This window comes from Paenibacillus sp. AK002 (genome assembly GCF_053903045.1).
The window spans coordinates 5878894-5896686 of the sequence record NZ_CP096377.1 but is presented as its reverse complement, the minus strand read 5'-3'; the positions used below and the strand labels follow the sequence as shown (position 1 = coordinate 5896686).

General features: G+C 52.5%; 16 protein-coding genes. 13 read left to right on the top strand and 3 right to left on the bottom strand.

Going from position 1 to position 17793, the window contains the following annotated elements:
• The 12 genes from M1D70_RS26395 (at window position 1) to M1D70_RS26340 (ending at window position 9310) form a co-directional block, all read left to right on the top strand.
• Window positions 1-720 carry a LysM peptidoglycan-binding domain-containing protein gene (locus M1D70_RS26395; RefSeq protein WP_456288388.1) on the top strand — a complete coding sequence of 240 codons (720 nt, stop codon included), beginning with the start codon at window positions 1-3 and terminating at the stop codon, window positions 718-720.
• A 12-nt stretch (window positions 721-732) separates the two neighbouring features.
• On the top strand, window positions 733-1698 hold the full coding sequence (locus M1D70_RS26390) for an XkdQ/YqbQ family protein (RefSeq protein WP_456288387.1): 966 nt from the start codon (window positions 733-735) through the stop codon (window positions 1696-1698).
• A 6-nt stretch (window positions 1699-1704) separates the two neighbouring features.
• Window positions 1705-2001: a DUF2577 domain-containing protein gene (locus M1D70_RS26385; RefSeq protein ID WP_456288386.1), complete on the top strand. Its 297-nt coding sequence runs from the start codon at window positions 1705-1707 to the stop codon at window positions 1999-2001.
• Complete coding sequence (locus tag M1D70_RS26380) at window positions 1998-2411, top strand: DUF2634 domain-containing protein (protein WP_009594560.1); 414 nt, start codon at window positions 1998-2000, stop codon at window positions 2409-2411. Before M1D70_RS26385 ends, M1D70_RS26380 begins: the two co-directional genes overlap by 4 nt.
• Window positions 2404-3462, top strand: a complete 1059-nt coding sequence (locus tag M1D70_RS26375; RefSeq protein ID WP_456288385.1) for a baseplate J/gp47 family protein — start codon at window positions 2404-2406, stop codon at window positions 3460-3462. The genes M1D70_RS26380 and M1D70_RS26375 overlap by 8 nt, the downstream gene beginning before the upstream one ends.
• Window positions 3459-4004: a YmfQ family protein gene (locus M1D70_RS26370; protein WP_456288384.1), complete on the top strand. Its 546-nt coding sequence runs from the start codon at window positions 3459-3461 to the stop codon at window positions 4002-4004. The genes M1D70_RS26375 and M1D70_RS26370 overlap by 4 nt, the downstream gene beginning before the upstream one ends.
• Complete coding sequence (locus M1D70_RS26365; RefSeq protein ID WP_456288383.1) at window positions 4005-6608, top strand: hypothetical protein; 2604 nt, start codon at window positions 4005-4007, stop codon at window positions 6606-6608. It begins immediately after the preceding gene.
• Between the two features lie 12 nt (window positions 6609-6620).
• Window positions 6621-7202 carry a hypothetical protein gene (locus tag M1D70_RS26360; protein ID WP_456288382.1) on the top strand — a complete coding sequence of 194 codons (582 nt, stop codon included), beginning with the start codon at window positions 6621-6623 and terminating at the stop codon, window positions 7200-7202.
• Window positions 7189-7359, top strand: coding sequence for an XkdX family protein (locus tag M1D70_RS26355; protein ID WP_456288381.1), 171 nt, complete (start codon window positions 7189-7191; stop codon window positions 7357-7359). The genes M1D70_RS26360 and M1D70_RS26355 overlap by 14 nt, the downstream gene beginning before the upstream one ends.
• A 256-nt stretch (window positions 7360-7615) precedes the next feature.
• Window positions 7616-8068: a phage holin family protein gene (locus M1D70_RS26350; protein ID WP_009594599.1), complete on the top strand. Its 453-nt coding sequence runs from the start codon at window positions 7616-7618 to the stop codon at window positions 8066-8068.
• Window positions 8055-8840 carry a glycoside hydrolase family 73 protein gene (locus tag M1D70_RS26345; protein WP_456288380.1) on the top strand — a complete coding sequence of 262 codons (786 nt, stop codon included), beginning with the start codon at window positions 8055-8057 and terminating at the stop codon, window positions 8838-8840. The genes M1D70_RS26350 and M1D70_RS26345 overlap by 14 nt, the downstream gene beginning before the upstream one ends.
• A gap of 203 nt (window positions 8841-9043) precedes the next feature.
• Window positions 9044-9310 (top strand): hypothetical protein, encoded by a 267-nt coding sequence (locus M1D70_RS26340; RefSeq protein ID WP_009594565.1) that lies wholly within the window; start codon window positions 9044-9046, stop codon window positions 9308-9310.
• A 255-nt stretch (window positions 9311-9565) separates the two neighbouring features.
• Here M1D70_RS26340 and M1D70_RS26335 read toward each other — a convergent pair whose 3' ends face one another.
• The 3 genes from M1D70_RS26335 to M1D70_RS26325 all read right to left on the bottom strand — a co-directional run bounded on the left by M1D70_RS26335 (window position 9566) and on the right by M1D70_RS26325 (window position 15949).
• Window positions 9566-13765 carry a CBM96 family carbohydrate-binding protein gene (locus tag M1D70_RS26335; RefSeq protein ID WP_456288379.1) on the bottom strand — a complete coding sequence of 1400 codons (4200 nt, stop codon included), beginning with the start codon at window positions 13763-13765 and terminating at the stop codon, window positions 9566-9568.
• Window positions 13766-13774: 9 nt separating this feature from the next.
• Window positions 13775-14530 (bottom strand): hypothetical protein, encoded by a 756-nt coding sequence (locus M1D70_RS26330; RefSeq protein ID WP_456288378.1) that lies wholly within the window; start codon window positions 14528-14530, stop codon window positions 13775-13777.
• 99 nt (window positions 14531-14629) lie between these two features.
• On the bottom strand, window positions 14630-15949 hold the full coding sequence (locus tag M1D70_RS26325; protein WP_456288377.1) for a polysaccharide lyase family 7 protein: 1320 nt from the start codon (window positions 15947-15949) through the stop codon (window positions 14630-14632).
• A gap of 416 nt (window positions 15950-16365) precedes the next feature.
• Between M1D70_RS26325 and M1D70_RS26320 the strand changes: the two genes are divergently transcribed.
• A complete protein-coding gene (locus M1D70_RS26320) occupies window positions 16366-17781 on the top strand; it encodes a deoxyguanosinetriphosphate triphosphohydrolase family protein (protein WP_456288376.1) in 1416 nt (471 codons plus the stop codon).
• The last annotated feature ends 12 nt before the right edge of the window (window positions 17782-17793 follow it).

The window sequence follows — 17793 nt, the reverse complement described above, 5'->3', positions numbered from 1 at the left end:
ATGAGCGATTACGGATTTTTTCTGAGCTTCAATAACCAGGAGGAGGTTTTCCGATTTCCGGTGAATCCGGAGCGGATTGATGTCAAGGATAGCGGTGAAGGCAAATCCTATACGGTCGCGGGGCTTGGCGAAGTGAATGCGATTCTGCACCCGAAGCTGACGGAGATCTCGTTTGAAAGCTTTTTTCCGGGGAGAGTGTATCCCTTTGTCCATCTAGGGTCTGACCAGAAGCTGAAGCTTCCGATTGAATATGTAAATACCATTAAAGGCTGGATGGAGTCTCGAAGGCCTGTTCGCTTTGTCATGACGGGGCTTGTTCCCGATCCGCTGAGCGGTACGGATGGCAAGAATGTGGTGAGAGCGATGAAGTCTTTTGGCATCAACATGGCGGCCTCCATCGAAAGTTTCAACTGGAATACGATGTCCGGTTCGCCGGAAGATATCGAGTTCTCGATCACGCTTAAGCGCTATGTGTTCTATGGGGCACGCAAGGTTATGCCGGTTAAGGACAAAAAGGCCGCTGCGGTGAAAACCAAAGACAGGCCGGATGACCGCAAAAAACCAACCTCCTATACGGTTGCCAAAGGCGACACCCTGTGGAGCATTGCCCAAAAGCTGCTCGGCAGCGGTTCCCGTCATGCAGACATCCAAAATCTGAACGGAATCAAGGACCATGATGTCCGGAAGCTGGCCGTCGGCCGGGTTCTGAAAATTCCCTAAAGAGGTGGCGCTATGATCGAACTGATGATTGACCGCAAGAATGGAAGCGTGTGGGATTTGGGGCAGATCGTAACCGACATCACATGGAAAACAAGCCGTCAGGCAAAGCCGGCAAGTCTGGATATCAACTATGTGAACGATGGCCTGGCGCAGAGCAAGGCATTCGAAGTGGAGAACGGCGACATTGTGCGGTTCCGGAAGGATAACAAGGATCTGTTTTATGGGTATGTTTTTTCCAAAGAGTGGGGCATGGACGCCCAGGTCAAGGTGATGGCTTATGACCAGCTGCGCTACTTGTCCAGCAACGACACCTACCGGTTCACGAATGCCAAGGTGGAGGATATTATCCGGAAGATTGCCAAGGATTTTAATCTGAAGACAGGCACGCTGGCCGATACCGGCCATACGATCCCTGCCATGCTGGAAGCGGACAAGAAACTGATCGATATTATTTGCAAGGCCCTGGATTCCACGTTGATCGCGACCAAGCAGTACTATATGTTTTACGACCGGTATGGCGAACTGACGTTAACCAACATCAACGACATGCTGCTCATGCTAGCGGTGGGAGAAGACAGCCTCATGACGGATTTTTCATATAAAAAAAGCATCGACAACGAGACGTACAACCGCATTAAAGTCGTGCGGGACAACAAGCAGACGGGCAAGCGGGACGTTTACCTATACCAGCACGGACAAAACATTGCCCAGTGGGGCCTGCTCCAGTTGTATGAGGTTGCTGACGAGAACATGAATCCCGCTCAGTTAAAGCAGTTAGCGCAAAATTTGCTCGAGCTGAGGAACAGGGAGCAGCAGACGTTGTCGATTGAGGCTATCGGGGATTTGCGGGTCCGTGCCGGAAACACGATCTATGTGAATCTGCCGGAAGAAGGCTTGAAGCCGTATCTCATCGATGAGTGTACGCATAAATTCTCGGACGGTACGCACACGATGTCGCTGAATATGAAGGTGGTGTAAGCAGGGATGCTGGATATTATCAAAAAAGCCAGTCTCAGCGCCGTGGGCAGCACAAACCCGATGGCGGTGCTGTACGGCACAGTCACATCAATCCATCCTCTGGAGGTGAACGTGGACCAGCGTTTCAGCCTGACGGAGGATTTTTTAGTTATCGGAGAGTTGATGACCGAGTACAAGCTGAACATTGGCAGGGAGGAATATGTGATTCGAAAAGGGCTGGAAACGGGAGACACGGTGCTGCTCATACGTTATCAGGGCGGGCAAACGTATCTCGTGCTGGATCGGTTGGTGAAGCCGTCATGATCCCGCAAGGAGGAACGCTGCAGCCGGGTAGCGAGATTGTGGAAACCTTGGAGCAGCCTAGTTTGACATATGATTTGAATCTGGAGGAAGGGAAGATATCCGGTCACATTGATGCTCTTGAGGCCGTTAAACAGGCGGTCGTCAAAATCCTTCAGACTCGCCGATTTGAGCATCTGATCTACAGCAGCAACTATGGGCAGGAGCTGGACTCCGTCATTGGCCGCGACCCGCTGTGGGCCTATGCCGAAATCGAGCGGCATATCAAGGAAGCGCTGCTGCAGGATGATCGCGTGTTGTCGGTGGATGACATGAATATTACGTTCACGGGCGAGTTGGCCATAGCTGAGTTTACGGTCCGAAGCGTGCATGGAACTTACAGTATGACTAAGGAGGTGAGGGAGAGTGGTTGAGGAACAGACGTATGAAGCCATTCTGGAGCGGATGCTGGATCGCGTCCCGGAGGGTATGGACAAAAGAGAGGGCAGCATCATCTACGATGCGTTGGCGCCTTCTGCGGCTGAGCTTGCCCAGATGTACATGGAATTGGAGTATTCCATGAACCTGAAATTTGCCGCTACGGCATCGGGCGAATTTTTGGATCGAAGCATTGCCTGGTCGGGACTTACCCGAAAACAGGCTACAAAAGCACAGCTGCTGGGGCAATTTTCGGGCAGTAACGGCGCCCCGGTGGATGTGGCTATGGGGAGCCGTTTTTCATTGGATCCACTGAATTACAAAGTCATGACTCGGCTGGGTGCAGGGCAGTACGTGCTGGAATGCGAGTCAAGCGGGAAGGAAGGCAACCGTCGATTCGGTTCGCTGCTTCCGCTGGAATACGTAGAAGGTTTGGTTAAGGCCGAGCTGGTGGAACTCTGGGTACCTGGCGAAGACACCGAATCGGATGAAGCGTTATATGACCGATACCGCGAAAAAATCTCCCGGCCCGTGACCAGTGCGAACCGGAATCAGTATGAGTTATGGGCGAGGGAGAAAGCCGGAGTCGGAAAAGCCAAGGCTTTCCCGTTATGGAACGGTCCGGGCACCGTCAAGGTGGTGCTGCTGGATAACGAGATGCGATCGCCTACGCCTTCCGTTGTGGAATCGGTGCAGCAGCATATCGATCCGACTATGGATGGCATGGGAGAAGGGGCGGCTCCCGTCGGTTCGGTGGTCACCGTAGTGGGAGCGGCTGAAGTGCCAGTCCATATTGAAGTGCAGGTTACGCTGCTCGATGGGGCTGGCTTGGATGGTGTGCAGGGAGCGATTGAGCAGGGCGTGCGCCAGTATCTGAAAGACCTCGCCATGTCCGACCCGTTGGTCCGGTATAACCGGATCGCCAACGTGATTTTGGATATTCCGGCTGTCATCGACTACGAGGTATTGACCGTGAACGGAGGAACGGACAGCATTCCGATCGAACCGGAGGCGGTAGCCGTACTGGGGACGGTGACGGTCCGATGAGTAAAGCCTACGCCTGGCTGGGTTACTTGCCGTCCTTTTATCACGATGTTCGGGAAATGAAAGCCCTCGCCGGAGCCGAAGGGGCTGAGTTGGACAAGCTGGCGCAAGAACTGGAGGATCAGTTGGACCAGTATTATCCCGAAACCGCCACCTGGACGCTATCCAGGTATGAGCAGGACCTGAACATCCCGGTCAACTTATCCAAGCCGATTGAACAGCGGCGGTCGGTGATTATCTCGAAGATGCGGGGGAGCGGGAAGGTGTCTGCCAGCATGCTCAAAAATGTGGCGCAAGCCTATGAGCGGGGTAGCATCGAGGTATCTGTCCAGCCCGCGGAGTATAAAGTGACGATTCATTTTCGAGATACGCTGGGCATTCCGCCCAATTTGAGTGACTTGAAATCGGCCATTGAGGAGATCAAACCCGCCCATATGGCGGTTGATTACGCCCTGCGTTATCTCACCATTGCCGAGGTGGAGGGCATGACGTTCGAGGAAATATCAGCAACGACACAAGACAGATTGTTGGGAGGAGGAGCCTAAATGACGAATCCGGTTACGCCGAATATCGGGTTGAACAAAATTGATCGAACCTCGCCGTCCACGACGTATTTCGATCTGGAGAAGTATATTGATCAGAACGCGGATGCCGTAGATCGGTTCGCGGGTGAAACGAACGAGTCCATCAATGCACTGGGAAAGCGTCTGGATACCGAAGAACGCAGGGAAGTCGTGCTGCAGCCGGGGCTTCAGATCGTGAACGCGGAGCGGAGCGCGCCTTTTAAGCTGAGTGGGATTAAGGGGCGGACGTTGGTGAATTTGTTGGGGCGAGTGGGATCTTGCGACTCTTTGAGTGGTATTTCCCCATATAATACTTTGATCGAAATCGTTAATAATCAATCACAGGGTACGGCAGCATTAAAAGTAACAGTAGCGCAAGGTTTTCCGAGTGGGGCTGCATTCTTTCCAAATGTTAAATTCTCTGCCAATAAAAAATATGTTCTTATTGTCGAAGCTCAGGTGGCGAATGCCGAGTATGCAAGAATCCATCTGCCATCAGCGGGTGCGATTGGTAATAATGTAACTTCGGCTACCTTTAAGCCTTCCATAGCCCTATTTAGTCCTACGTCGGATGTAGTGTCTAACGTTGATTTAGCTTTAAAAGGGACAAGTGGTTCCGTTGGGTATTTTGATGCAGCCCGCATATATGAGATTACCGATGCAGAATACGCTACACTCTCCAGTATGACTCCTGAGCAAGTTGCTTCTAAGTATCCGTACGTCGATAGTGTTCAACCTGTGCGAAATCCGTATGCTATCCGGTACGGGGAGAATTTGCTGCCACCATTTTATAAGTGGGCCAGTCGCCAACCTTACCACACAGAAGAATTATACAAAGTTTTCAGTAAAGCAGCTCCAGCACAAGTAATCTATGTTGATATACCTGTGTGCCCAGGCATACTGTACACACTTTTATTCGAATCTTTAAAATGTGATTACGTTGCCGTTCATGATAATAGTGGGGCAAACGCCAGCAGTATGAGTTACCTCGTAAAAGTAGATAGGAATCCGGCCGATGATAGCCCTTATATCGTCCAATTTAATGGGCCTAAAAGTGGGGTAGTTCGCATTCATCTATACGCGTACGATTTGCAAGCTGAGATAGATGGGGTGGATAGAAATTCATTACCGGCATACGATATACACGCTACGAACCCTATCCTTACAATTGGCCTCACACCCAAACCATTCAAACCACGTGAAGACTCTATGCTCGCATTGCAAACAGACTTATACGCTGATCCAGTATCAGGTGCGGATGCTGATGAAGTGTTCGAAAAAGACGGACAGTATTTCAGGTTGGCGAAGTGGGTGAAAGCTACTTTAACCGACAAATTTAACTTTGTTGGTATTGGTGGGAAGGGAGCCGGATGGAAACAGACTTTCTTTGATTTACCCAGTAACACATCGGGACCGTATTCTGAAACAGTCATAAAATATGACGGCAAAAAACTCCAATCGAATCAGATTACCAGTAGCCCAGACATTAGTGCAATTGATTCAGGAAACGCAAAGCGTTGTTATATTTCAATAGCCAATACAGACAGCGGCTGGGGCGACAACTATTCACCTACAGCTGACGAGATTAAGGCGTATTTTATGGGATGGATGATGTACGACGGATCAGGAAGTAACGCAACGCCTGATTATCCGGTTAATAACTTTTACAACGGAACAGGGGTAAAAGCGTGGGCTTATCGGGCGGACGGTGTGACTAGAACGTGGTTAGGCTGGACAGATAAACTTCCAACAACTCAAGCTCCTAATTGGACGCCTTACCAACTATTGTACCGACTAGCTAATGAATCTATCGAACCTATCGTTTCCGAAGGCATGTTGACGTTTAACGAGGGGGATAATCAGATCGAGGTTGGAACGGGAATTGTGTTACGGGAGAAAGCGACTCCTGTTCTGAATGGCCCGCATTACAACGTGAACAACACAAATTATCCTTTGTCATTGTTAGATAATAAAACAGAAAGAATTATACGTTTTTACAAAAATAACGCTGATGATCCGTGGAGTAAATTTACTAATCTCGCATACGGAAATGAAGGGCTATATACACTTGCCGCCAACTTTGATCCCTCCGCTACCTATTCCGTCACGTACCTGATGCTGGACAAATCACCAATTGTTCCGTTCACTGGATCGTACGCATCCAACGAAAAGGCCATGATCGAAGAGTTAAACGAAGCCGTTCAGCAGAATGCGACCTCTGTATCGGTGCTGATGAATAAGAAGGTGGAAAAGAATGTGTCTGTCGTTCAAATTAAACCTACACTTTTGAATGGGTGGGTAGAATATCTAAGCGGGTATCATCATGTTCGGTATTATAAGGATTCATCTGGAATTGTGCATTTGACAGGGCTTGTCAAAACCGGAGCTATAAATTCAGAGATGTTTAAACTGGCTGAGGGCTATAGACCTGTAGCTACTATAGTTTTCGCACAACAAGCAAGTACGGGTAGCACTGCTCGTTTAGATATCTTTCCAGGAGGCGGTGTCTATTTCAACTACGCTGCTTCTTGGAATGCTGATTCGTGGGTTAGCTTGGACGGGATTTCATTCCTAGCCGAACAATAAAGGAGGCACCACATGAAAGCCGTACCTAAAGTAAATACAAACGGCCTCTATTTAGAGGACACGCTTGTGGACGATACCTTTTCTGGTGTCGTCCCTTTTTATTCCAACATGCAACAAGGAATATTAGATGTGCTAACGACAACAGAAAACGTAACTCAACCAGATGGCGAAGCACCCAACGATTATGAATCCAATATCACCGGCTACATCATCGGCATCCCGGTAACCCCCGGCTTGTTCCACCCGCGCTTTGATCTTGCAGCCTGGAATGCATACGAGGCTGCCGTAAGTACAGCACAAGATTCATTCCAACAAGCCTTGTCTAAATGGCATGCACTCCCGGAAGAGCAGCGTGGCGACATGCCGGTGCTGGAGTCTCCGGCCCAGCCGATATTTTGGGTAGAAGGCTTAACCTCAGAGGAAATCGAGGAGCTAACCAGACCTCAACCAGTAGAGCCTAATGAAATGGATCGCTTAGGGAGCGAGATGGTAACGCGGGAACTGGAGGTCTTGGAGCTGCGTCAGCAGAACGAGGCACAGGGCGCTCTAATCGTGGGACTTGAATTGCGGTTGCTGTCGCTTGAAAATAGCTGATCGAAAGGAGCGGGAGACGATGTTCGAAAACGATTTTGAACGCTTGAAGTATTACTATGAAAAGAAGTGGGCGCAGAAATCTCAATTGAGACAGTATGTTGCGTTTGGCGTGATCACCTCGTATGAATATGAAGTCATCACTGGCGAGGCATATTAAACGCTGCTTTGAAAGGCCTAGCATGAAGGGCTTCAACGGAGAAGGCGGAATCATGCTGGAGAAGCGGAGCGGTCGCCTTTGTCCACGGATTTTAACCCTATCTATAAAGGTACAAGAAAATCTGGGGGCTACAGCGATCGGAAGCATGATCCGCATGCGAAGTGGTGCACTGCTTAAATAAGGTTTTCAATCCAAGCCCTCGGCTCCCCCGAGGGCTTTTTCACACCTTCAAAACCATATAAAAGGAGGAAGAATTATGTATGAGCACATCGGTCAGTTTTTTAAGATGCTGGTGGCGGGGACGGGGGCCGTGACAGGGTACGTCTGGGGCGGATGGTCGCTGCCGCTGCATCTGTTGTTGTGGTTCGTGGTGATTGATTGGTTGACCGGATGGGGCGCGGCCTGGATGAACGGCGAGCTGCGCAGCCGTCTTGGTTATACTGGAATTGCACGCAAAATGACCATTTTTCTCATCATCGCCCTGATGCATCTGGTGGACCGGGTGCTGGGGGAGATGAATTATTTTCAGAATACGGTGATCTTCTTCTATCTCGCGAATGAGCTGCTGTCCATTATTGAGAACGTAGGAAGAATGGGGGTACCGATCCCCCAGTCCCTGCGTAATGTGGTACAGGTATTCCAGATCAAATCCGAAGAAGGGGAAAAGCCAACCGCAGGAAAGGAGGAGAAAAAGGATGAAGCCCTCTGAATTTATAGCCAAGCTGGCACCCATAGCTGCTCAGGACATGCTTCAATACGGGGTACCCGCTTCGCTTACGCTTGCCCAGGCAATCCTGGAATCCAACTGGGGAACGAGCGGCCTGACGCAAAAGGCGAACAATCTGTTCGGCATCAAAGGAACCGGCCCGGCGGGCAGCGTCACCATGCAGACAACGGAGTATCGGGGACAGACGCCCTATACGACCCAAGCCTCATTTCGAAAATACAACCATTGGCATGAATCGGTTGCCGATCATACCCGGCTGATCCTGAACGGTACGCGCGACAAGCCGCAGCGCTACCATGGCGTGTTATGGGCGGATTATAAAACGGCGGCAACGGAGATTTGGAGAGGCGGCTATGCCACAGACCCCAATTATCCCAAAAAGCTCATTTCCATTATGGAGCAGCATTCGCTCCATCAATATGATGTGCCAAGTCCGGAGGAGGAGGAACGCATGAAAATCGAACAATTAACAGCCGAGCTGCAAAAAACACAGGACCAGGTTCGGCAGCTTAACGAGCAATATGCCTCGGCAATGAAACTGCTAACCGAGCAGGACAATGCCATCAAGCAGATGAATGCCAGGCTTAAGGCGGCGGAGACGGATAAGCCTGCGAAGGTTCCGTCTTGGGCGGAACCGGCGGTACAAGCTGCAAAACAGGCAGGAGTACTTCATGACCCTGAGGGCAGCTTCGATTTTTACCGGATCATGACCGTGCTTTATCGTCTGGGGATTATCAATAAAGAGAGCAATTGAAATCTGAGTTTTCTGTAGGAGACGGTTCCATCTAATTAACATGGCAGGGGTTTATTCTTTTGAATGACTTTGGATACAACTTGAACTTGAAGTATAAGGAAAACAAAATAAGAAACCGCTTGGTCGCCAATAGGCGGCCTTTTTATTTGGCACGGGTTTTACAGGGAAAATCCCTGATTATATAAACCAGAAGGAGAACAATCATGATGGCAAAGTATCTGTTAACGCATGTAGAAGGGGAGAAAGCTTATCCAGGTGTGGAGGAATTCGACGGGGATATTCATGCTTTCATGGAATCAAAGGCATTGTATATCCGTACCATTCCCTTGACTAGCGGTGTGAACGGAAATTATGTCTACGCCGACGGTCAGAAGGACCGCTTTGGTGATTCCGTCACGCTGGGCCTTCTGACTTTTGTGCAGAATACGATCCCCGCCCGGCATATTCGCTGGATTATTGCCCCGTTGTAGAAGGAGCTGGCGCATTGGCGGTAGGCGCGATATAAATTACCGCTTATATGTAATATTTATCGGTCAATATGTTTAACCAAGCATGAATAGTCGGAAAAAGAAAAGTCGCCTAGCGGCGACTAAAATAAAGCAGCGATGAATTTATTTGATGATTTTTTCTACTCCGGGTTACCTAGCATGCGAAACAACTAATTTCTCGACGTAAAGCAGATTAACATGCCTCTCCATTACGTTTTTCACGTATTACACCTTACCTCACTTCACCCTCACCGTTCCCACCGCATTTGCTTGATTCCCCGCATGATCCGTAACGGTATAGGTCACCGTGTAGATTCGGCTTTGACCGCGTGCCGATTTCTCCGCTCGCAGCCGGAAATGAGTGTCATCGGTACCGAATTCGGCATCCTGAATATCCGGTCCTCGATCACCTCCCTTGCCTTTACTTTCGCTGATACCTGCATCCTTATCTTGCACAGTCAAAATATCCTGGATATCTCCGCTATGCCCCTTGCCACCTGTACTCTCGCTGGTGATGGAGGTTAGCATGATGGACGCAATGCCAGAGCCTTCATCGCTGGATTCGAGGCTAGCGCGAATATCGACCATTTTGTGATTCGGCGCCTTCAGTACGGAAGGCGAGAGCTTAACCGTAAGCACCGGGGCGATTTTATCGATGTTCGACACGGTTGCCGTTAGGGTGCCTTCGTTGCCGTCCTCATCCGCATATTCGAAGGTAAACGAACCGTTCTCCGTAAACCTGTAAGTTGGAGATCCGCCGTTATTCGTAACGGTAATCGGACTCTCCGACACCAAGGCTGCTACAACGTCCCCATTCGTTGGGGCCGTCGTGCTGTACTCCAGGCCCACCGTGAAATCGGTATACGTGACGCCAGGTGCTGCCGTGAAGTTCTCGCCGATATTGTCCAGCGTATTGCCGCTTAGCTTGATATTCTTGCCTGCCTGGAGCTGAATTCCGTTACTGTTGCCGGTGATGACGTTGTCCAGAATCTGCACGTTCTCCGGATCTCCGGCTCCGATGCCGCCCGCGTTGGTGTCCCCGTTGTCGTGCTCGAGCAGGATGGCCCAATAATGCTCGGCGGTGTTCTGGCGGATCGTGTTGCCTTTGATGATCGTGCCCGGCCCGTTCAAAATGTTGATGCCTGCAGCGTTAGGAATATCGACGGTATTCTCGATTCGGTTGTTCTCGATGATGGTATCCGGCGAGCCCATCGATACGACGATGCCTTCCCGCGCATTGCGGATCGTGTTGTCGTGGATATAGTTTTGCTGGCCGGATTTGCTGTGATTGGTCGGGGCGGTCCCCCCGGTATTCCCGATGCCGATGCCGCCGCCATACGGCATGTCGGTGATCAGGTTATCGTGGATCTCGTTAAAATACTCCAGCTCCCCGTGCAGATCAATCGCATCCAGCCGGACCTGGTGGAATTCGTTGTGCCGGATCACATTGTTATGGGCCACATATTGAATGAGTTCGCCATGGCGCAGGTAAGGTCCCTCGAAGGAGGAGTCTTCGACCAGATTCCACCTGGTATCGTTGGCAAATCCGTTGCGATCGACCTTCGGCACCCCCTGAATGGCTACGCCGTACCCGGCCCCGCCCGGGCCGAGATCCGTGGCATTTCGGAACGTGGTATTGCGGACGACGATATCATGGCTGTTCTCGATGCGGACGCCCATGCGGCTGAATTTCTCGATCGTCACGCCGTCGATCGTAATGTTGTATGAAGGCGCCTCGCCATAATTGGCGGCAATGATCATCATGTCCGGACCGCCGGCATCCGGGTTGTTGATTCTGTGATCGGTCGAATATTGGCCTTCCCATGCGGAGGTCAGCGTCAGATTGGAGATGGTCAGATCATGCTGCTTCGCGGATTTCAACATCGAGCTATTCCGGACCTTGTTCAGCGAGGTCTTCAGGATCGCACCCTTCTGGCTCTCCCCCCGTAAATTGACCTCCGATTTCAGCATTAGATTGGTCAGTCCATCGGGCGCACTGTTTAAGTTGTATACGCCATTCGGGAAAAACACCTCGTCGCCCGGGACCGCTTCATCCATTGCTCGTTGAATCGCCGGTCGATCGTCCGAGCCGTTGTCCGCAGGATCAGCCCCGTAATCGACCACGTTCAACGTTCTTCCGGTAGCAGCAAAAGCTTGGTGCACCGGATGGTCGCTGCCGTCCGCATTCTTCATGCCTGGGGCGGTAAAAGGAACGGTACCCTCCGGCGGCTGCGGCACAAAATCCGGAATGATCGCCACGGGCGTATCCCCGTTAGCGAAAGGCGGATAGATATGAACTTCCGTTAGGCTCGTATAGGCACTGCCGTCCGAATTTCCGCGCCCAATCAGCTTCACGTAACGCGCCCTCGTGTCCGGAACGTCAAAAGGCTGCATCGCGTTAGTGGTTCCGCTGCTCGAACCGTTGATAAGCGGAGACCAGGTCACGCCGTCATCGGAGGTTTCGATATCGATCTCCGTAGCGCGAGCGTCCCCTTTATAGAAGGCGATGCCCAGATAACCGATGTCCCGGGTCTTGCCGAGATCGTACATGATCCACGGACCGTCGCCGGCGGCAGACCAGCGGGTGTACAGATTTTGGTCCAGGGTATTATCCTCGATGTTGCCGTCGCTGCCGCTTGCCGTGACCGAGACCACGGGCCAAGGCGCTAAGGGAGCGCTAAGCGTCGTAACCGACAGCGTCAGCGGAACCGGACTGACGTTTCCGGCGGCATCCACGGCCTCGACCTTATAGCTGTACTCCGTGTGCGGAGATAGTCCTTCCGCTTCATGGCGGGTGATGTCGGAGCCGAGCTCCATGACTTTGACGCCGTTTTGATAAACGTTATACTTCGCGACGATCTTGTTGTCTTCCGCCGTCGGCCATGACAGATGCACATAATCTTCGCCAATGCTGCCGATGGACAGGCGGCTTCCGTCCGGCCAGGACGGCAGCGTTGTATCCTGACTGGAATCCACCCATTCGCTTACGACCATAGCAGGTCTTGGATTGCTGGAACCGTTGGCTTCCTTGGTATAGATATTGACGCTGACACCGGTTTGGGCCGCATCCGCCAGGAGGAACGATACGCTGCCATCTGTTAGATGACTGCGGACATAGTCCGTCACATCGACGCTGTACACCTCCGGCCGGCCGCCATTCTCGGCCGTAACGGTAAACGATCCAATATAAGCATTTGGATCGAGAACGTTCACGGGTGCATTGTTCCAGGTCAGTTGACTTTCGCTCCAGGCTGTATCCTCGATCCCATAGAGGGAGAGCTCAAGATCCGTGTTGCTGGTGCCTTTCTTCGCGGCGACCTGGAATTCGTAGCGGTATTCGGGATCGCTCAGAGTGGAAGCATCGAATTTGAAATAGACATACCTTTTGTTGGTTGTACCGGATGAAACGCTAAAAAGACCGACGCTTGTGCCTGTAGCGGAATTGATATTGGCGTCCGGTTTGGAGCTGTCGATCAAGGCATCGTCTGAGGGCTCCAAACGGCCAACCTCAACGGGGATGCCCGTTGAAGGATCGGTTGGGTCGGTGGGATCGGTCGGATCCGTCGGATCAGGAGGCGTGTAGCCGTCTTTGTAGAGAATCGGCGTCGTGACCTCCAGATTCTTTACGTGCTGCTCCATGAAGGCCCAAGCTTCCGCATCCGCGGTTGTTTTGGCTTCTCCGGTAAAGCCGTGGCCTTGGCCGGGAACGATTTCGAAATCGACCACAGGAACGCCGGCAGCCGTCAATTGATCGGCGAAGGTGATGCTGTCGGTATAAGGGATGGTGGCGTCCGCGTCTCCATGCCGAATCCAGAACGGCGGATCATCGGGAGTGGCGTACGTTCCGGGCATGGCAAGCCGTGCTTCAATCGGGACGGACAGGGCGTTATGTCCGCCGAGCAGCTTCGTAACCGAACTGTACCGGTCGGCAAAATCGGTCGTGAAATCGGCAGGTCCATACCAGTCCACCACGGCCTGCACCTTGGTGGAGTATTCCGGCCACCCTCCGGCGCCTTCGATATCGGGCAGATGCACCGTATCCCCGGTATCCAGCGTGACCGTATCCTCCAAGGTCAGGTCTCCCGTCGTTCCGAGCAGGGAAGCGAGGTGACCTCCAGCCGAAGTGCCCCAGACGCCGATTCGGCTCGGATCGATGTGGTATTGCTCGGCGTGGGCGCGCAAATAACGGATGGCCAGCTTCACGTCTTGAATTTGGGCCGGGTAAGGCGCTTCGGGAGTTAGACGGTAGCTTAAGGAGACCCCGATGTACCCGCGTTTAAGGACATAGTTGCAGATGCTGCCCAGGGCGTTTTTGCGGTCTCCCTTGTTCCAGCCTCCGCCGTGAATGTAGATCATGACCGGCATAGGCTCGGCCGGCGGAGTGCTCGGAACGGCGATGGACGTATAGAGGTCCCGGTCGCCGGCTTTGCCGATCAAAACGTCCTCTTAGAGGGTTACGCCTTCCGGAGCAGGGTATGGGCCGGTTTCGGTTGGCGGAGGCTCAGGCACGGGATCGATCGCAGGCGGAATGCCCGGTATAGCCTGACCGGACAGCGAGACGCTGTCGATATACATATTGGCGTTCATCGGATCACCTACCCGGAACTGGATTCGCACGTTTGGATTGCTGTTCGCTTCCGGCGGCAGCGTCCAGGTTTTTAAGGTGTTGGATTCGCTGCGCGGCGCTTCAGGCGTTCCAGGGGCCAGCTTGAAATCCTCCAGCAGGCTCCAAGTCGCGCCTTCATCGCCGGACCACTCTGCCACGATGCTTCCGCTGACATAAGATGAGGCTCTCGTATAATAACTCAGCTTGATGTTGCCATAACCCGTCGTATTGACGGGCAGATAGACGGAATCGGTCACGTCGATTTTCATGAGGTTTGGCGTGGACGGCGCGCTGCCGGATACGGAGGTCTTGGCTTTGCTTCCGCCTTCCCCGGTTTGAACCCAGGGCAGGGGAACGACGACTCCTCCGGTGGTGCCGTATCGCTCCGAATCGAAGTTATCGGAGAAGAACAGAATATCCGGACCTTCCGGCTCCGGCAGGGGATCGGAAGCAGAGGCAACAGATTCTGCCGCAAGATCGAATCCTGCAACAGATTGTGCAGATGTAACAGAAAGCTGCCCTGGGGATGCCATGACGCTCATGGTTATCAGCAGGCAGAGGACTAGGCATGAGAACCGGTAAAGTTTCTTCTTCAACGTTTCATCCCTCGCTTTTCGATTGGTAGTTGAAGCGTGTTTAAGAACGCCCGGAAGCAGGCGCTGGACTGCCCCGGGCATCGGATGGACAAGTGGAAGCTACGGATGCATGTGCGTCAGAGAGAAGAAAGTGGCTTTGACATGGTCGGATTGATCAGGTGTGGTATCGGATTTGTTTTGGTTATAGACGCCTGCCTTGAAGTACAGATATTTATCGTTATAACCGCTTGGAAGGGTATGGGTCACGGTGGTGGCCGATCCGCCCTCCGGGATTACTTTTACCGTCATGAGCAGTCCGGTCACCTTGATTTCATAGCTCCATGTCTGGCCGAGGGCAATGCCGTTTAAGGGGTTAAGCTGGTTCGGTCCACCGAGAATGTTCACCCAGGTGTTGTTGTTGTCGAGATCATCGGTTCCAAAATAAACCGCACCCCTGCTGTCCGAAGGACGCTTGTGGTAATAAAGCCGTATAGGCTCGGTGCTGGGGCCATGGATCTGCCCGACCACGACGCGGCCGATTTTATCGGCTTCGTTCCCGCTGACGGATACATGATCCACCCTTAAGGTAGCCTTCATCGTTCCATCCACACCGCCGGCCTGTGACTTAATGGAAGGGGAGGAGGTAGAGGTTACCCAGTTGTTGGCCCATGAGGAGGCGCTGTTCGTCGCCGGATTCAGCATTTCCCGAAGCTCGGAGCGGGTGTAGGTGCTGTTCGTGGTGGTCTCGCCGATATTAGGGGATGTGAACACCATGCCGCCGGTGACGGGATCGGTATAGAACCAGTCCGGATGCTCATAGCCGCCGGCGAGTGTGCCGGCCGGGATCTCGGACGCGTCAGGCAGGGTGATTTTCCACTTGGTTAGGTCAAAATTGCCCGAAGGGGGCTTCGCCGGGTCAAGGGTTCCGCCTCCTCCATCCGTAGTACCTCCCCAAATTTCGACCTCTGTGTAACTGTTCCAGTCATTGGAGGTGTTGCCGTAGCCCACAATGCGTACATACCGGGCTTCAGCGACGGGGATGGAGTAGGATTGCAGCTGGTTGTTTTGAGCGCTAGTGACAGCGTTCCGTGCTTGAAGCCAGTTGGAGCCATCCGATGAGGTTTGGATATCGAAGGTGAATGTACGCGAGTCCCCGTTGTAAAATGCGATCTTGACCAGTGAAACCGGTTGGGCGGACCCAAGATCCAGCCTCAGCCAAGTGCCGTCGCCTCCGCCGGACCAGCGTGTGCTAAGACTGCCGTCCACCGCTTTCGATGCATCGCAAGCACAGCGGGTGTCGTAGCTGCTGGCCGATGCGGAAGCGGGGTACTTGCTCTCATTAGCAGCCATGCTCTGTCCTTCAAACAGAGGAGCAAGCAGCATGGCTGCACTGATCAGGCAGAAGGTTATTCTTTTGGATAAAGCAAACCTTCGTTTCACGCCGATCCCTCCCGTAGGTTGATGTAATCGTTAATAAATATCATTTCCCTCCTTTCTGCGGTGCGCTTCAGACTGATATGACAGCGCTTACCTAAAACGTAGCAAGAATGTGCGCACAGGTCTTGTGTTAATCCTATAAGCACTTGGTATTTTTGCATAATGGGAGGATTTATTGCGCCTTCTGCCTCCAAGCAGCTTTCCTGGACGATGAAGCATCGTGTATTTGGATTTCGCCACACCTGACTCGGACAAGAAATATCTTGCTTGGCGATAACGGATATGATGAGCCGGGTATACAATGAGGGAACAGGCGGAAAGGGAATAACATTTTTCTTCGGATGCCGTATGGCATATAATCTAAAGAACGAACGATTCCGAATCGACCCTAAATAGATAAAAAAACAGGAGTGGGACAAATGACACTGAAGGAGCTTAGAGAGCATCGCCAATATCCGGAGCAAACGAAGTCGGATGCTTCGCGCGCGGTATACGAGCGGGATTATTCGCGCCTGATCCATTCGCCGACGTTCCGCAGGCTGCAAGGAAAATCGCAGGTATTCGGCGCCGGCACCGGCGATTACTACCGGACGCGCTTAACGCATTCGCTTGAGGTGGCGCAGATTGCGAGAGAAGCGGCACGGAGCCTGACGCGCCTTTATCCCGAAGTGCTGCCGGAGCAGGCCGAGAACGCAGGGCTGATGATTGATCCCGAGGTGGTGGAATGCGCTGCGATCGCCCATGATTTCGGGCATCCTCCGTTCGGCCACAAGGGCGAAGAGGTGCTCCAGGGCATTCTGGAGAAACTCATTGACCGCAGGACCGAGAAGGAGCTGACGCGCCAGCCCGGCACGCCGACACCGGAGCAGGCGTCCGAGGTGCAGCAGGCCATGCGGCGCAAATATGAGCATTTTGAAGGGAACGCGCACAATTTCCGGCTGATCATGTTTTTGGAGAAAAGGGAGAACGTAAACGGCCTCAACCTGTCGGATGCGGTGCTGCTTGGCATCAACAAATATCCGTTTTCCGGCCTGGATAATCCCAAGGGGATGTATCGGCATGAGTGGGAATACATTTCCCATATCCGGAAGGAGTGGCAAATACCCGGCACGCACAGAACGCTGGAAGCGCAGCTTATGGATCTGTGCGATGACATCGCGTATTCCGCGCACGATCTGGAGGATGGCATCAAAGCCGGGAAGATTGAGGTGCACGAGCACTTTCTGCGGGACAGCCATCTCAACAAATTGATCGTGCAGAAGATCATGACGCTGGAAGACGAGGTGTGGAAGGGATGGACCAAGGAGCAGATCCAGCCGAAGGTGGATTTGGTGCTGGACGAGTTTCTGAAAATATGGAACGAAAAAATGCCGACCTGCGAGAATGATTATTCACGTACCCGGCGCGAGGTCAAGGCCTACTGGGTCAGCCTGTTTGTGGGCAGCCTCGGTGTGATCGCGAACGGGGATTGGAAAAAGGTAACGTTTGTCAAAGACGGCGTCGAAGACGAGGATATGCTGCGTACCGTCAGCGTCCTGAAAAGTTTCGCCTGGGTGACCATGATTCGCGACCTGCGGGTTCAGCGCCTGCAGAAGCGCAGCGAATGGATCATCAAGCGCCTGTGGGATGCCTTTCTGGATCCTGTCGCTTCAACGGCGATCATTCCATCCGACTGGCTCCAGCGATACGAAGCGGACCAGAAGCGGGCGAATCCGATCTGGACGTGGGAGCATATGGTGATTGATTATATCGCAGGGATGACGGACGCTTTTGCCGAGAAAATCTATAACGAGTTGTATGGACTTAAGGTAGGTTCAATCTATGATTTGGATTAATAACGGCGATAC

What these genes read in the sequence shown, in the direction of transcription:
- M1D70_RS26390 (WP_456288387.1), top strand. Translation starts at nt 733, where the DNA reads ATGATCGAACTGATGATTGACCGCAAGAATGGAAGCGTGTGGGATTTG.
- M1D70_RS26395 (WP_456288388.1), top strand. Translation starts at nt 1, where the DNA reads ATGAGCGATTACGGATTTTTTCTGAGCTTCAATAACCAGGAGGAGGTT.
- M1D70_RS26365 (WP_456288383.1), top strand. Translation starts at nt 4,005, where the DNA reads ATGACGAATCCGGTTACGCCGAATATCGGGTTGAACAAAATTGATCGA.
- M1D70_RS26345 (WP_456288380.1), top strand. Translation starts at nt 8,055, where the DNA reads ATGAAGCCCTCTGAATTTATAGCCAAGCTGGCACCCATAGCTGCTCAG.
- M1D70_RS26360 (WP_456288382.1), top strand. Translation starts at nt 6,621, where the DNA reads ATGAAAGCCGTACCTAAAGTAAATACAAACGGCCTCTATTTAGAGGAC.
- M1D70_RS26320 (WP_456288376.1), top strand. Translation starts at nt 16,366, where the DNA reads ATGACACTGAAGGAGCTTAGAGAGCATCGCCAATATCCGGAGCAAACG.
- M1D70_RS26370 (WP_456288384.1), top strand. Translation starts at nt 3,459, where the DNA reads ATGAGTAAAGCCTACGCCTGGCTGGGTTACTTGCCGTCCTTTTATCAC.
- M1D70_RS26340 (WP_009594565.1), top strand. Translation starts at nt 9,044, where the DNA reads ATGATGGCAAAGTATCTGTTAACGCATGTAGAAGGGGAGAAAGCTTAT.
- M1D70_RS26385 (WP_456288386.1), top strand. Translation starts at nt 1,705, where the DNA reads ATGCTGGATATTATCAAAAAAGCCAGTCTCAGCGCCGTGGGCAGCACA.
- M1D70_RS26350 (WP_009594599.1), top strand. Translation starts at nt 7,616, where the DNA reads ATGTATGAGCACATCGGTCAGTTTTTTAAGATGCTGGTGGCGGGGACG.
- M1D70_RS26380 (WP_009594560.1), top strand. Translation starts at nt 1,998, where the DNA reads ATGATCCCGCAAGGAGGAACGCTGCAGCCGGGTAGCGAGATTGTGGAA.